Origin of the sequence: Pedomonas mirosovicensis (assembly GCF_022569295.1) — a bacterium.
Taxonomy (GTDB): domain Bacteria; phylum Pseudomonadota; class Alphaproteobacteria; order Sphingomonadales; family Sphingomonadaceae; genus Pedomonas; species Pedomonas mirosovicensis.
Genome location: NZ_JAKFIA010000001.1, coordinates 2,462,478 through 2,475,704 on the forward strand (window position 1 = coordinate 2,462,478; position 13,227 = coordinate 2,475,704).

Annotated in this window: 11 protein-coding genes and 1 pseudogene; 3 read left to right on the forward strand and 9 right to left on the reverse strand. The window is 65.1% G+C overall.

Annotated elements, in window-relative coordinates; all coding sequences use genetic code 11:
* The first annotated feature begins 171 nt into the window (after nucleotides 1-171).
* The 3 genes and pseudogenes from L0C21_RS11745 to L0C21_RS11755 all read left to right on the forward strand — a co-directional run bounded on the left by L0C21_RS11745 (nucleotide 172) and on the right by L0C21_RS11755 (nucleotide 4,300).
* Nucleotides 172-1,370 (forward strand): annotated as a pseudogene (locus L0C21_RS11745) (type III PLP-dependent enzyme).
* A 150-nt stretch (nucleotides 1,371-1,520) separates the two neighbouring features.
* Nucleotides 1,521-2,576, forward strand: coding sequence for a 1,9-bis(guanidino)-5-aza-nonane synthase (locus L0C21_RS11750; protein WP_259278530.1), 1,056 nt, complete (start codon nucleotides 1,521-1,523; stop codon nucleotides 2,574-2,576).
* A gap of 203 nt (nucleotides 2,577-2,779) precedes the next feature.
* Nucleotides 2,780-4,300 carry a tetratricopeptide repeat protein gene (locus L0C21_RS11755; RefSeq protein WP_259278531.1) on the forward strand — a complete coding sequence of 507 codons (1,521 nt, stop codon included), beginning with the start codon at nucleotides 2,780-2,782 and terminating at the stop codon, nucleotides 4,298-4,300.
* Nucleotides 4,301-4,311: 11 nt separating this feature from the next.
* On the opposite strand, the gene L0C21_RS11760 is transcribed toward L0C21_RS11755, so the two are convergent.
* From L0C21_RS11760 to L0C21_RS11800, 9 genes are all read right to left on the reverse strand, one after another.
* Nucleotides 4,312-4,827, reverse strand: coding sequence for a hypothetical protein (locus L0C21_RS11760; RefSeq protein WP_259278532.1), 516 nt, complete (start codon nucleotides 4,825-4,827; stop codon nucleotides 4,312-4,314).
* An 86-nt stretch (nucleotides 4,828-4,913) separates the two neighbouring features.
* Nucleotides 4,914-5,645 carry a class I SAM-dependent methyltransferase gene (locus L0C21_RS11765; protein WP_259278876.1) on the reverse strand — a complete coding sequence of 244 codons (732 nt, stop codon included), beginning with the start codon at nucleotides 5,643-5,645 and terminating at the stop codon, nucleotides 4,914-4,916.
* Nucleotides 5,646-5,878: 233 nt separating this feature from the next.
* Complete coding sequence (locus L0C21_RS11770) at nucleotides 5,879-6,451, reverse strand: TetR/AcrR family transcriptional regulator (RefSeq protein WP_259278533.1); 573 nt, start codon at nucleotides 6,449-6,451, stop codon at nucleotides 5,879-5,881.
* Nucleotides 6,452-7,275: 824 nt separating this feature from the next.
* Complete coding sequence (locus tag L0C21_RS11775; protein ID WP_259278534.1) at nucleotides 7,276-7,647, reverse strand: hypothetical protein; 372 nt, start codon at nucleotides 7,645-7,647, stop codon at nucleotides 7,276-7,278.
* A gap of 47 nt (nucleotides 7,648-7,694) precedes the next feature.
* Nucleotides 7,695-8,936 carry a class I SAM-dependent RNA methyltransferase gene (locus L0C21_RS11780; protein WP_259278877.1) on the reverse strand — a complete coding sequence of 414 codons (1,242 nt, stop codon included), beginning with the start codon at nucleotides 8,934-8,936 and terminating at the stop codon, nucleotides 7,695-7,697.
* Between the two features lie 5 nt (nucleotides 8,937-8,941).
* Nucleotides 8,942-9,685 carry a TlyA family RNA methyltransferase gene (locus L0C21_RS11785; protein ID WP_259278536.1) on the reverse strand — a complete coding sequence of 248 codons (744 nt, stop codon included), beginning with the start codon at nucleotides 9,683-9,685 and terminating at the stop codon, nucleotides 8,942-8,944.
* Nucleotides 9,682-11,598: a 1-deoxy-D-xylulose-5-phosphate synthase gene (gene dxs, locus L0C21_RS11790; protein ID WP_259278537.1), complete on the reverse strand. Its 1,917-nt coding sequence runs from the start codon at nucleotides 11,596-11,598 to the stop codon at nucleotides 9,682-9,684. The genes L0C21_RS11785 and dxs overlap by 4 nt, the downstream gene beginning before the upstream one ends.
* Nucleotides 11,599-11,756: 158 nt before the next feature.
* On the reverse strand, nucleotides 11,757-12,620 hold the full coding sequence (locus tag L0C21_RS11795; protein WP_259278538.1) for a mechanosensitive ion channel family protein: 864 nt from the start codon (nucleotides 12,618-12,620) through the stop codon (nucleotides 11,757-11,759).
* A gap of 129 nt (nucleotides 12,621-12,749) precedes the next feature.
* Complete coding sequence (locus tag L0C21_RS11800) at nucleotides 12,750-13,214, reverse strand: Fur family transcriptional regulator (RefSeq protein ID WP_259278539.1); 465 nt, start codon at nucleotides 13,212-13,214, stop codon at nucleotides 12,750-12,752.
* Nucleotides 13,215-13,227 lie beyond the last annotated feature (13 nt).

The following is a 13,227-nucleotide window of genomic DNA, read 5'->3' on the forward strand; positions in this document are numbered from 1 at the left end:
CGTTAAGCTCCTGTAAACAATGGGTAAACCCGGCGAAAGCCATGTGAATTTTTTGAGTCAAAAACTCTTTACAAGGGGGACCTTAGACCCTATTTGAACCCCCGCTGCCCCATGGGGACTTCCAACCGCAAGGCAGCATTGGTGTCAACAGCCTGTTGGAGGTCCCATGAGATGCGCAACGACCATAGCGCGCTGGGGGTAGCCACTACCCTTCGTCCGGTTTCTCCGGTCACCTGCATCCGTCCGCACGCCGCCGCCAAGGCTGCCCGCTTCTTTTCCGAGAAGTTTCCGGGCAAGGTCCTTTATGCGGTGAAGGCGAATCCGTCCCCGGAACTCATCGAGGTTCTGTGGGCGAACGGCGTCACGCACTTCGACGTTGCCTCGATCGCCGAGGTGCGCCGTGTGCGCGAGCTGCTGCCGAACGCCACCCTGTGCTACATGCACCCGGTCAAGCCCATCGAGGCCATTGTCGAGGCGTATGAGAAGCACGGCGTTCGCACCTTCTCGCTCGACAGCCACGAGGAGCTGGAGAAGATCCTGGCGGCGACCAACAACGCCGAGGACCTGACCCTGTGCGTGCGTCTGCGGGTGTCCTCGGGCCACTCAAGCTGTCTCTCGCCTCCAAGTTCGGCGTGAGCGCGGACGAGGCCCCGTCGCTCCTGCTGGCGACCCGCCAGGCCGCCGACTCGCTCGGCGTGTGCTTCCACGTGGGCAGCCAGGCGATGTCGCCGCAGGCCTACGCCGATGCGCTTGCCATCGCCAAGACCGCGATCGTCCAGGCGGGCGTGACCGTTGACGTGGTGGACGTGGGCGGGGGTTTCCCGTCGGTCTACCCCGGCATGGTGCCGCCGCCGCTCGAAGCCTACTTCGAGACGATCAAGGCCCAGTTCGAGGAACTGCCGATCTCCTACTCGGCGGAGCTGTGGTGCGAGCCGGGCCGGGCGCTGTGCGCGGAGTACTCGAGCGTGGTTGTGCGCGTGGAGAAGCGGACCGGCGACGTGCTGTTCATCAACGACGGCTCGTACGGCTCGCTGTTCGATGCGGCGCACGTGAACTGGCGCTTTCCGGTTCGTCTGCTGCGGGACACCCCGTCGCAGACCAAGACCGCGGAGTTCAGCTTCTACGGGCCGACGTGCGACGACATGGACTTCATGAAGGGTCCGTTTGAGCTGCCGGCGGATGTCCGCGCGGGCGACTATATCGAAATCGGCATGCTGGGCGCCTATGGCGCGGCCCTGCGGACCGACTTCAACGGCTTCCGGTCCGACAAGACCCAGGAAGTCCGCGATGCGCCGATGTACTCGCTCTACGGCAACGAAGCCGAGGATGAGGCGCAGCTGCCCCTGAATTTCGCGCGTTCCGCGGAATAAGGGCATCAACCTTCGCTCTAGACTGTTAGGGCATTCCAGTTTCCGGCGGCGGGCGTAGCCCGTCAAACCGCCGCCGGAATTCCTTATCAGCCGTTAGGGGGCCGACGCGGCTCGCCCCCCGGCGCGTTGCTCAGGATGGAGACGCATTCCATGACTCAACCTCTCGCCAACGACCAGCGCAAGGCCGAGCTTCTGTCGAAGGAAGTGAAGCACATCGACATCAAGTCGTTCGATGCGCGTCCGATCATCGACCAGATGGCGAACATGTCCTTCACCTCGCGCGATCTGGCGCGGGCGACCCGCATCTACAACACGATGCTGGAAGACAAGGACTGCTCGATCTTCCTGGTGATCGCCGGCTCCACCTCCGCCGGCGGCTGCATGGACCTCTATGCGGAACTGGTGAAGAACAACATGGTGGACGGCATCGTCGCCACCGGCGCATCGATCGTCGACATGGACTTCTTCGAGGGTCTGGGCCACAAGCACTATCAGGCGCTGGAAGTGCCCGACGACAACACCCTGCGTTCGCTCTACATCGACCGTATCTACGATACCTACATCGATGAGGAGCAGCTGCAGGACTGCGATCACACCATCTTCAAAATCGCAGAGTCGCTGGAGCCGAAGGCCTACTCGTCGCGCGCCTTCATCCGTGAGATGGGCCGTTACCTGTCCGAGCACGGCAAGAAGGAAAACTCGCTGGTCAAGCTGGCCTACGAGAACGACGTGCCCATCTTCTGCCCGGCGTTCGTCGACTCCTCGGCCGGTTTCGGCCTGGTGAAGCACCAGGTCGAGCGCGCCAAGGCGGGCAAGCCGTACATGGTGCTGGACGCCATTGCGGACTTCCGCGAACTGACCGACATCAAGATCAAGGCCGGCACCACCGGCCTCCTGATGATCGGCGGCGGCGTGCCGAAGAACTTCATTCAGGACACCGTGGTGTGCGCCGAAATCCTCGGCCATGAGGATGTGGACATGCACAAGTACGCGGTGCAGATCACCGTGGCCGACGTGCGCGACGGCGCCTGCTCGTCCTCGACCCTGAAGGAAGCCGCCAGCTGGGGCAAGGTGGACACCGCGCTGGAGCAGATGGTGTTCGCGGAAGCCGGTTCGGTGATGCCGCTGCTGGCATCGGACGCCTACCACCGCGGCGCGTGGAAGACCCGCGCCAAGCGCGCCTGGGGCAAGCTGTTCGACAAGTAAGAACGGAATTCGGAACCGCGCAGAGATGCGTGGCCCGGTCCTGCAAGGCGGGGCGCTGGAAACAGCGCCCCGCTTTGTTTTGGGGGTGGGCCGTTGCCGCGTTTTAGCCATGCTGGTACATCTTCGTAACAAAGATCATAGGCGCTGCATCAGCCAGCAACCGATGACTCTACCTCCAGACACGCGGATCAGGAGCGTTTTCCATGAAGAAGCTCGCGGGCGCTGCCGCGCTTGCCCTCGCCTGTAGCCTGCCCCTCGCCTCAGCGCAGACCCACGCCGCCCCTGAAACCCTCCAGACGGAGATAGAGCGGGTGGAACGGGCAAGACAGCTCTCCAGGCAGGCCTTCGAGCTTACGGAAGCGCAGAAGCTTGAAGAGGCGCTACCGCTGCTCGATGAGGCCCTGCGCCTCGTTCCCCTGCCCGGCGAACCCCGTGGGCGTATCCAGATGCAGCGAGGCTGGCTTCTGACACAGCTCAAGCGGCCGCAGGAAGCCCTTCCCGCCCTTGAGCAGGCCTCGGCGATGCTGCCGAACGAGCCGCAGGCTTACATCTATTGGGCAGAGGCGCAGTGGGCCGCCGGCCAGACCGTCGCCGCCAGCCAGAACATCACCTATGTCGCCCGCCATTACCCTGAGCGCCTGCGGCAGATGGACAAGCGCGCGGTCATCGGCCTGCTTGATGCCCTGAAGCGGGGGAACCACACGGAAGCGCGGTTCGGGCTGGTCCTCACCCTCGTCTGGCAGGGCTATGACGGCGGGTCGGCAACCGGCGAGATGGACTGGCTGAGGATGGAAGCTGCGACCGGGTTGCTGCAACGCAACCGTCCTGAAGAAGCCGCTGATGTGGCGAGCGCCGTGACGGACAACTACGCCATGCTCGAAATGCTGGTCAGCCGGCAGTTCGAGTCCATATGGCCCCGGCTGGAGGAAAAAGCCGGGCCGGACATGGCCAGGCACTTGGCGGCAAACCTGACGGCGGCAAGCGAAGCGTTCAAACAGGAGCCCGGCAACCTCAAGCAGCGCCTCCGCTACATGAACGCCTTGCGCGCCCTCGGCCGGTACGAAGAAGCCATTGCTGCCGCCGAGCCCGTGACGGGCGACCTGCAGGCCATGGCGGCAGCGGGCGACGACGGGCTCTTCCTCGTGAACGATCAGGCCTACGCCCTGCTCGCCGCCGGTCGCGGCGAGGAAGCGGACCAGCTACTGGAGAAGCTGCTGGCCCTTGATATCGACAAATACCCGACGCTGACCAACATGGCGATCAACCGGTCGGAAATCCTGCTGCGGCTGGGCCGGTACGAAGACGCCCTGCGGACGGCGGACTGGGCCGAGGAGCACACGGGCAAATGGATGAATGCCTACGGGCGGATGTGGAACTGGTCGAACCGCACCTGCGCGCTGAAGATGCTCGGCCGTCAGGCGGAGGCTGAAGCAACGCTGCGGCAGATGGCGGAGCAGAAGGCCGAAAACTATGCCGCCCACCTCGTCGCCCTTCTGTGCCATGATCGCCTGGACGATGTTGAAGCCGTCGTTCTCAAGCAACTCGCCGACGAGGAGAAGCGCGGCGACATGCTGATCCAGCTTCAGGATTTCCAGGGCCAACGAAACACGCCGCTCGACACGGCAATCAACGAAAAGCTGAATCGCGTCTTACAGCGTCCGGCGGTGCAGCAGGCGGTCCAGGCCGCCGGGCGGCTTCTCACCATCGCAGGACCACTGATTTAAAACTGCCGAGGCTAGTCCCTCACGACCAGCCAGACGGCAACGAGAATCACCAGAACGGCAAGGATGACGAGGGTGCGGGAGGTGCCATGTCCTGCCGCTTCCGGCTGGCCCGCCCCCATGCCGAGATCGCCCGGAGGAGACACCAGGCCGGCGCCTTCCTCCACCGGGGAAAGCCCCGCGTCACCCTGCGTGGTGACGGTAGGGTCCGGGCGCAGCACGGCCTCCTGCTCCGCCGGCGACATCAGGGGGCAGTTGAGCGCAACGTGGCGGCTCAATTCCTCAAGGTTTGGGTCGTTAAGGTTGATGGGCGCGTGCACCTCGCTGTCATCCAGCGGCGGGCGGCGGCCCAGGGTATCGAGGGCAGCGAAGTAAATTTCATCCAGTTCCGGCAGGCTGAGCCCCGCTTCGCTCACCAGCCGCGTGGCGGGGGTTAGCGGCTCAAGATGGGGGTGCTCCTCGGTCAGCAGGCGTCGCAGCACGGTCTCGGCTTCCTGAAGCCTGGCCTGTTCGGCAGACAGATCCGCCATGCGTCTTCCCCCTCTCCTGCCGAATGGGGCATTTCTTAACACAGGGCGCCTGATCGGCCAATGCGACCAAAGCCTAATCCCGGCCGCTATTTGCGGGCGAGGATGTAGTAGACGTAGCTGAATTCCTCGCCGGTATTACGAAAGAGGGCGATCTCCTTGGCAAGAGCGCGGACAAAGTCCGCATCCAGCGCCTCGCCACGCGTGGCAAGGTCCGCCAGCCCGGCCTCCAGACTGTCCGCATAGGCCGCCCAGCAGGCGGACGGCAGGGTGTGGGTGGCGAGCAGTTCATAGCCCGCGCCTTCCGCCCGCTCAATGTTCTCCAGCACCGTCCGCATGGCGGGGTAGGCCGCATACCAGAAGGTCTTCGCCGCAAGGCCGGGGTTCGGCACCAGCCAGGAGCATTCCGAGACCACGGCAAAGCCTGTGGGCTTCAGCAGCTCGCGCCAGTGCGCCAGCGCCGCATCGAAGCCGAGGATATAAGCCGCGCCCTCGCACCACAGCAGGTCGAGCGAGCGTGCCGGGACAGGCGGCGATGCCATGTCGCCCACCACCGCTTCCACCTTGTCGGCCAGGCCGCGCGCGGCGGCCTCCGCCTGCAATCGCTCCAGAAACTCCGGCGCCTGGTCGAGCGCGAGGATGGGCGCTTGCAACCGTTCCGCCAGCGCCAGCGTTGCCCCGCCGGTGCCGCAGGCAAGATCCGCCACGCGGGCGTCGGGCGGCAACTCCGGCAGGTGCCCGAGCGCCGTCAGCGTTTGCGCCGCGCTGCCGGGCGACTGGCGCGGCAGCCGGGCGAAAAAGGCAAGGATGCTGGCGTCCATCACGGCTTGCTCCTACTCCTCCTGTGCTTTCTTTCATTGCAGGGGCGGCCAGCCCCTGCACCCTGTTCTTTTTGATCGGGCCGCGCATGGCGAAATCGTTGCCCCCGCTTGAGAGGCGCGAAGGGATTGTACCGGGCGCGTCCCATGAAAACGAATGGGAGTGGCAGGGGGTTATAGCCCCCTTGCATTCTTAATATTTGTGCGCCCTTGCACACGGGGTTGGAAAATCCAACCTAATGACTGACGGCCCCTTGCGCGGCTTGCCGCAGGATCGCCTTCACGTATCCCAGCAGTTGGCCCGTCTCTTCCTGGGACAGACGACCAGCAATGCGGCCGAAGGCCATGCCGTCCAGCAGGCAGTGGGCGATGCTGCCGGCCTGGGCCATGGCGGGGGCGCCCTCGTCCCAGCCGAAGCTGGCGCGGGCGATGTCCTGCCAGGCGCGAATGAACGCCCGGTGACTGGAGCCCAGAGCCTCCGCCAGTTCGGGCTCGCAGCGCGAGGCCAGCACCAGTTCCTGATAGGCGCGGAAATCCCGCTCCCCCATGCGCGCCCAGCGGGTTTCGATCATGTGGTCGAACAGGTCCCGGTCCGCCGGGCGGCTGGCCAGATCATCACGAAAATTCTCCAGCTGCCGCTGGTGCAAAAAATCGACGGTCGCCTTCAGGAGATCGAGCCGCGTCGGAAAATGATATTGCATGCCCCCGCGCGACAAGCCGCCCTTTTCAGCGATGGTCGCCAGCGACACCTCGGAATAGGGCCTCTCCGCCAGACATTGGATGGTGGTCTCCAGCGCCAGGGTTCGCATGGCTGCGCTTTTTGAAATCTGCCTGGGAGACTGCCCGCAGCGCCGATGGCGCAGCCCCCTGGCAGCCGGTTCCCCGACTTCCCCCCTCATCACAATGCAACTCCCCCGTTATTTTGTTTTGTTAGTTCGTTATTTATGCCGAATTGTCCGCACGCATCAACCAAGGCTGATGCGAAAACCCGCGCGCAATGCCGGCGCAAGCCAGATCATCCAAAGAGAGGGATGGGATGGAAAAGTAGAAAAGGCGAGGCAGTCAGGACAGGCGGGGCCAGCGGTCGGCCACCAGATCATCGCGCCGGGCGCGCAGCATGGCTTCCAGCCGTTCGGGGCGCAGCGCCGGGCTGTTGTGGGAAGCGCAGTGGATAATCGACATCCAGGACCCCTGCTGCGCCTGAGGATCAACGCCGAGGTTTTCCAGAACCCGCGCCCGGTCGCGAGCCGTGCTTCCCCGGGGACCGCGCGCACGCTTGGCAGCCTTGTGGGCGGAAGGGCGCAAAAATGCCTTCGAGCCATTCGCGACGAGGGTTGATACCGACGAACATAAATTCAGCCACATAGGGTATCCCCTGAGGTGGAAAGAAAAAATGCCAACGCGACAACAGTTGGCCCGCCCCTTTCAGAACGGGTTAAATCAATGAGTAGCTAAACGAACCTGAACGCTGGATGTATCCCGCGGAACGCCCAAAAAACTTCGCGATAGTTCCGGCAATCATTTGCTATGGCCAATATTTTCACCAAGCATATTTTTCGCCTGTCCTGAAAATACGCAGGAGAAAAATAATTTCTTTTCTGTTTTCAGGTTGTTGCCGAAAAATAGAGCGCCATCAGGGCTGCGGCCGGCTGGTAATGATGCGGAACGGCAGCGCCTCGCCGGTCGTGTGATCCTTGATGGTCACATATTCCCCAGTCGTCAGCTTGTGAAATTCAAGCCCGGCAATGGGTTCGTCGTCATCGTCACCGGCTGTGTAGGAAAAGCCCCAGGAACGATCCTTCATGCGGGTGAGCCAGCCGTGGCAGTCCTCTTCGCCTGCCTTGTAGCGGGTGACGGTGGCGCGGCGCGGGTCGGCCCCCATGGCTTCCTCGTCAAGGCTGCCATCCTCCGTCAGGGCAACATGAACGATATAGGCGTAGGAGGGGTCGCCCTCGGGTTGATCGCCGGTGCGCGCCTTTTCCAGCCGTAACATCGTCCATGTCATTGCGCTTTACCCCTTGTCTCTCGGGGCCGAAGCGCCATGCCTGTCGATCAGCCCCGCGTGAAGCGGGCCACCAGCTCGACGTGGGCGGACCAGAGGAACTGACCCACCGGCCACAGGCGCTCCAGCCGATAGCCTCCATCGATCAGTAAACGCGCGTCGCGGGCAAAAGTGTTGGGATTGCAAGAAACTGCGACAACGACCGGCACGGCGGACTTCGCAATTTCCGCGCACTGGGCCTGCGCCCCGGCGCGCGGCGGGTCAATGACCACCGCCTGGAAGCGCTTCAACTCAAGCGCGGTGAACGGACGGCGAAACAGGTCCCGGTGCTCGATCCTGACCGGCCTCTGGGCCTCGTTGGCGGCGCGCTGCAGCGCCTCCAGGCTCACCTTGCCCGCGTCGGACGCCAGCACGCGGGCCTTGGCAGACAACGGCAGGGCAAAGGTGCCCAGCCCCGCGAACAGGTCCGCAACGTCCTTCGCCTTGCCGACGGACTCGATGACGGCCGCCTGCAATGCCGCCTCGCCATCGGGCGTTGCTTGCAAAAAGGCACCCACCGGCAGGCGGACGGCGACGCCGCCGAAGCGGATGATCGGCGCGCGGCGCTCGATGATGACATCGACGCCAAGGCCGGTGTCGATGCTGAGGCGGGCAAGGTCATTCTCCTCCGCAAAGCGGGTGAGGAGTTCGTCCTGCGCCAGTCCCTTGCGCTTGAGACCGCCAAGCGTCAGGTCCACGCCCGCCTCCGTCAGGGTGACGGCGATGCTGGCGGCATGACCGTCCGTCAGCTCTTTCGCCAGCAGGCCACGCAGCGCGGGAAGCAGGCCGAACAGGGCGGGGCTGAGCACATGGCATTCGCTCAAATCCACCAGCGTGTGGGCGCGCTCTACATTGAAGCCAAGCTCGACCTGCTTGCCCCGGCGCACGGCGCGGAAGGTGGCGCGGCGGCGGGTTTGCGGCGGGCTCACATGCGGCGCGACGATGGCATCGGGGGCAAGCGTGATGTCATGCTGCTGGAGCGCCATCAAGATGCGGTCCGTCAGCCAGCCGTGATAGAGTTCAGGCGCGACATGCTGGAGGGTACAGCCGCCACACAGGCCGAAATGCAGGCAGACGGCCTCGGCGCGGTTGGGGCCGGGGATGAGGTCGAGCACCTTGCCCTTGTCATCCACCACCACCGTATCGCCCGGCACGCCGCCGGGCACGTAGACAGGTTTGGGCAGCCCCGGCGCGGGGGCAACACCGTCGCCCTGCGCGCCCAGATGGCTCACGGTCAGGCGGGTCGCGGTCATGGTGGTCACGGCTGTCTTTCCGCAGCGATCAGAAATTCAACATTGCCTTCGGGCCCGGTGATGGGGCTCTGCGTGATGCCCACCACATGCCAGCCGGGCTGCTCGCTCATCCACGCCTCGATATCAGCGCAGACTTCCGCATGAAGCTCGGGGTCGCGGACGACGCCGCCCTTGCCCACGCGCTCCTTGCCCACCTCGAACTGGGGCTTGATGAGAGCGATGAGCCGGGCGTGCGGCCGGGTCAAGGCCATGGCGGCGGGCAGCACGGTTTTAAGGCCGATGAAGCTGGCATCGCACACCACGAGGTCGAGCGGCTCGGGGATCTGCTCTTCCGTCAGATGGCGCGCGTTGGTTTTCTCGAGCACCACCACCCGCTCGTCCTGCCGCAGCTTCCACGCCAGCTGGCCGTGCCCCACATCGACTGCGTAGACCTTGGCCGCGCCGCGGGTCAGCGCCACGTCGGTAAAGCCGCCGGTCGAGGCCCCCACGTCGATCACCACCGCGCCCGCAATGTCCCACCCGAAGTGGGTGAGCGCGTGGTCGAGCTTGAGCCCGCCCCGGCTGACCCAGGGGTGATCCTTGCCCTTCACCTCAAGCGCGGTGTCCTCGGCCACCGTATCGCCTGCCTTGGTGATCTTGCGCTCACCGGCGAACACCAGGCCCGCCATGATGAGCGCCTGCGCGCGGGTGCGGCTTTCCACCAGCCCCCGCTCGACCAGCAGCTGATCGACCCTTAGCTTCCGGCTCACGCCGTTGCCGTCGCGGGGGAATTGTGGCGCAGGGCGGACAGCGCGGCCTCGACGATGTGCGGCGCATTGAGATGCGCCTCGTCGTACATCTTCTCCGGCTTGTCCTGGTCCTGGAAGATATCGGGCAGGCGCAAGGACCGGATCTTCAGCCCTGCGTCCAGCAGGCCTTCATCGGCCAGGTAGGTGAGCACATGCGCGCCGAAGCCGCCGATGCTTCCCTCCTCCACCGTCACCAGCACCTCGTGGCTGAGCGCCAGCTTGCGGATGAGCGCCACGTCCAGCGGCTTTGCAAAGCGCATGTCGGCAACCGTTGCCGCCAGCCCCTTGGCGGCCAGGTCGTCCGCCGCCTTCAGCGCCTCGCCGAGGCGCGCGCCGAGCGACAGGATGGCGACCTTGGAGCCCTCGCGCACGATGCGGCCCTTGCCGATTTCGAGCCGCTGGGGCGCGGCCGGCATCTCGACGCCCAGCCCCTCGCCGCGCGGATAGCGGCAGGCGATGGGCCCGCTGTCGTGCAGCGCCATGGTGTGGACCATGTGCACCAGCTCCGCCTCGTCAGCGGCCGCCATCACCACCATGTTCGGCAGCGAGGCGAGGTAGGTGATATCGAACGAACCGGCATGGGTCGCGCCGTCCGCCCCCACGAGCCCCGCGCGGTCGATGGCGAAGCGCACCGGCAGGTTCTGGATGCACACATCGTGCACCACCTGGTCGTAGGCGCGCTGGAGGAAGGTGGAGTAGATCGCCGCGAACGGCCGATACCCTTGCGCTGCCAGCCCCGCCGCAAAGGTGACGGCATGCTGCTCGGCAATGCCCACATCGAACATGCGGTTGGGGAAGGCCTTGGCGAATACGTCAAGCCCGGTGCCCGAGGGCATGGCGGCGGTGATGGCGACCACCTTGTCGTCCCGCTTCGCTTCATCGACCAGCGCGTTCGCGAACACCTTGGTGTACTGCGGCGCCTTGGCCTGCGGCTTCACCTGCGCGCCGGTGATGACGTCGAACTTGTTGACGCCATGGTATTTGTCGGCGCTGGCCTCGGCGGGCGCGTAGCCCTTGCCCTTCTTCGTCACCACATGAACGAGAATCGGCCCGTCCTTGGCGTCGCGCACGTTCTCGAGAACGGGCACCAGATGCTCGAGGTTATGCCCATCGATGGGGCCGACGTAATAAAAGCCCAGCTCCTCGAACAGGGTGCCGCCGGTCGCCATGCCGCGGGCGAACTCCTCCGCCCGCTGCGCCGCCTTGAACAGCGGGCGCGGCAGCCGCTTGGCGAGCGCCCGGCCGATGTCGCGGATCGACATGTAGGAGCCCGAGGAGAGCAGCCGGGCGAGGTACGCCGACAGGCCGCCCACCGGGGGTGCGATGGACATGTCGTTGTCGTTGAGGATGACGATGAGGCGGTTGCCCGCCTGCGCGGCGTTGTTCATGGCTTCATAGGCCATGCCGGCCGACATCGCCCCGTCGCCGATGACGGCGATGGCCTTGCCCGGCGCGTCCGCCAGCTTGTTGGCAATGGCAAAGCCCAGCGCGGCGGAGATGGAGGTGGACGAGTGGGCGGCCCCGAAGGGATCGTACTCGCTCTCCGAGCGCTTGGTGAAGCCGGACAGGCCGCCGCCCTGGCGCAGCGTCGTCATGCGGTCGCGACGGCCGGTCAGGATCTTGTGCGGGTAGGCCTGGTGGCCCACGTCCCAGATCAGCGTGTCGCGGGGCGTGTCGAAAACGTAATGCAGCGCCACCGTCAGCTCGACGACGCCAAGCCCTGCGCCAAGATGGCCGCCGGTCTGGCTGACCACATGGATCACCTCCTGCCGCACCTCATCGGCCAGCTGGGGAAGCTGGTCGGGCGACAATTGGCGAAGATCGGCAGGCAGCCGAACCTCATCGAGCAGGGGCGTGTGCGGACGCTGGGTCACGCGAAACTCCACTTCGGATAAGGAATCATGGGCCTCTCATAACGGGGAATGGCCTGTATGTCGAATGAACAGCGCACGCTCCGTCCTCTCGGTCTTCCCGTTTGCGGGTAGATATAGGGCGGGCCTGGGCTTTTTTTCCCTGCCCAGTCCCGGCCTCGCTATTGCCGTCCGCCTTTCTCTCCGGCGGTTACCGCCGGCTGATGGCCGCCCACCACGTGCAGCACCCGCTGGGGGAAGGGAATTTCGATGCCGTGGCTCTCCAGCGTCTCCTTCACCCGGCGGTTCATAAACGACCAGGTCTGCATGTAGTCCGCCGCGGGCACCCAGACGCGCACGCTGAGGTCAATGCTGCTCTGGCCCAGCGCGGCGATGACCACTTCGGGCGCCGGGTCGGCCAGCGCATTGGGCAGCGCCTGCGCTTCCTCCAGAAGCAAGGCGCGGGCCTGCTCGATGTCGGTATCATAGGCCACGCCCACCACCACCTCCACCCGCCGCGACGCGTTGCGGCTATAGTTGACGATGTGCGCGGACCAGATCTGGGAATTGGGAACCGAGACGAAAAGACCATCGAACCTTTTGAGTTCGGTGGTGAACAGGCCGACGTTGACGACGGTGCCGATGATGCCGCTGATCTCCACCGTCTCGCCGACCCGCATGGGACGCAGGAACACCAGCATGATGCCTGCCGCGATGTTGGAGAGCGTGCCCTGGAGCGCAAGGCCAATGGCAAGGCCCGCCGCGCCGAGCACGGCAAGGATGCTGGTGGACTCCACGCCGAACTTCGGCAGCGCCATGACGACGACGAGCACCATGACGCCGTAGCGCACCACGGCGGAGAGGAACAGGGCCACCGTATCGTCGAGGCGGATGTGATCCAGCATCAGCGCGCGGGCCCGGCGGCTCATCCAGCCCGAGACGTACCAGCCGATGAGGAGAATGAGGAGGGCAGCCACGATGCCAAGACCAAGATCGACCGCCCGCTCCACCCAGGGGTAGTCCATCAGCCGCTCATACTGCTTCATCTGCCCTCCGTTCAGGCCCGCCGCGGTCGGGGCGCGCCCGCCGCCCCCATCTGCGTTTCTGCTCTACGTATCATGCGCGGGAGTTGTTCGGGTAGCCGAGCCAGGCGCCGCTGGCCAGCGCCTCGCGATTCAACGGCCGGAGCAGGAGCCGCACAGGCCCTTCACCTCGATCACCGGATGCTCCGGCTGGAAGCCGTGCGCCTTGGCGGCGTTGCGAATCTCGCCCGAGATACCGTCGTCATCGATGTGGGTGGTGGTGCCGCAATTGTCGCAGACCAGAAAGATGCAGTCGTGCACATGGTCGGGATGGTCGCAGGCCAGGAAGGCGTTGCGGCTCTCGATCCGCTTGGCGAGGTTGGTCGCCACGAACAGATCGAGGATGCGGTAAACCGTGTTGGGGGCGATGCGGCGCCCTTCCCTGCCCGAGACCCGCTCGGCGATATCGTAGGCGCTGGCGGGCTGCTCGAAGCTGGCAAGCGCCTCATAGACAGACTGGCGCAGGGGAGTCCATTGCTCGCCCTGACGCTCAAGCGCCGCTTCCGCCGCGGCCAACCGGCCGACAGAAGTTGTATCGATGGTATGTGCTCGCACCATAAATTCCTCGCCC

What these genes read in the sequence shown, in the direction of transcription:
- L0C21_RS11750 (WP_259278530.1), top strand. Translation starts at nt 1,521, where the DNA reads ATGACTCAACCTCTCGCCAACGACCAGCGCAAGGCCGAGCTTCTGTCG.
- L0C21_RS11770 (WP_259278533.1), bottom strand. Translation starts at nt 6,451, where the DNA reads ATGCGAACCCTGGCGCTGGAGACCACCATCCAATGTCTGGCGGAGAGG.
- L0C21_RS11760 (WP_259278532.1), bottom strand. Translation starts at nt 4,827, where the DNA reads ATGGCGGATCTGTCTGCCGAACAGGCCAGGCTTCAGGAAGCCGAGACC.
- L0C21_RS11755 (WP_259278531.1), top strand. Translation starts at nt 2,780, where the DNA reads ATGAAGAAGCTCGCGGGCGCTGCCGCGCTTGCCCTCGCCTGTAGCCTG.
- L0C21_RS11780 (WP_259278877.1), bottom strand. Translation starts at nt 8,936, where the DNA reads ATGACCGCGACCCGCCTGACCGTGAGCCATCTGGGCGCGCAGGGCGAC.
- L0C21_RS11795 (WP_259278538.1), bottom strand. Translation starts at nt 12,620, where the DNA reads ATGAAGCAGTATGAGCGGCTGATGGACTACCCCTGGGTGGAGCGGGCG.
- L0C21_RS11800 (WP_259278539.1), bottom strand. Translation starts at nt 13,214, where the DNA reads ATGGTGCGAGCACATACCATCGATACAACTTCTGTCGGCCGGTTGGCC.
- L0C21_RS11775 (WP_259278534.1), bottom strand. Translation starts at nt 7,647, where the DNA reads ATGACATGGACGATGTTACGGCTGGAAAAGGCGCGCACCGGCGATCAA.
- L0C21_RS11765 (WP_259278876.1), bottom strand. Translation starts at nt 5,645, where the DNA reads ATGGACGCCAGCATCCTTGCCTTTTTCGCCCGGCTGCCGCGCCAGTCG.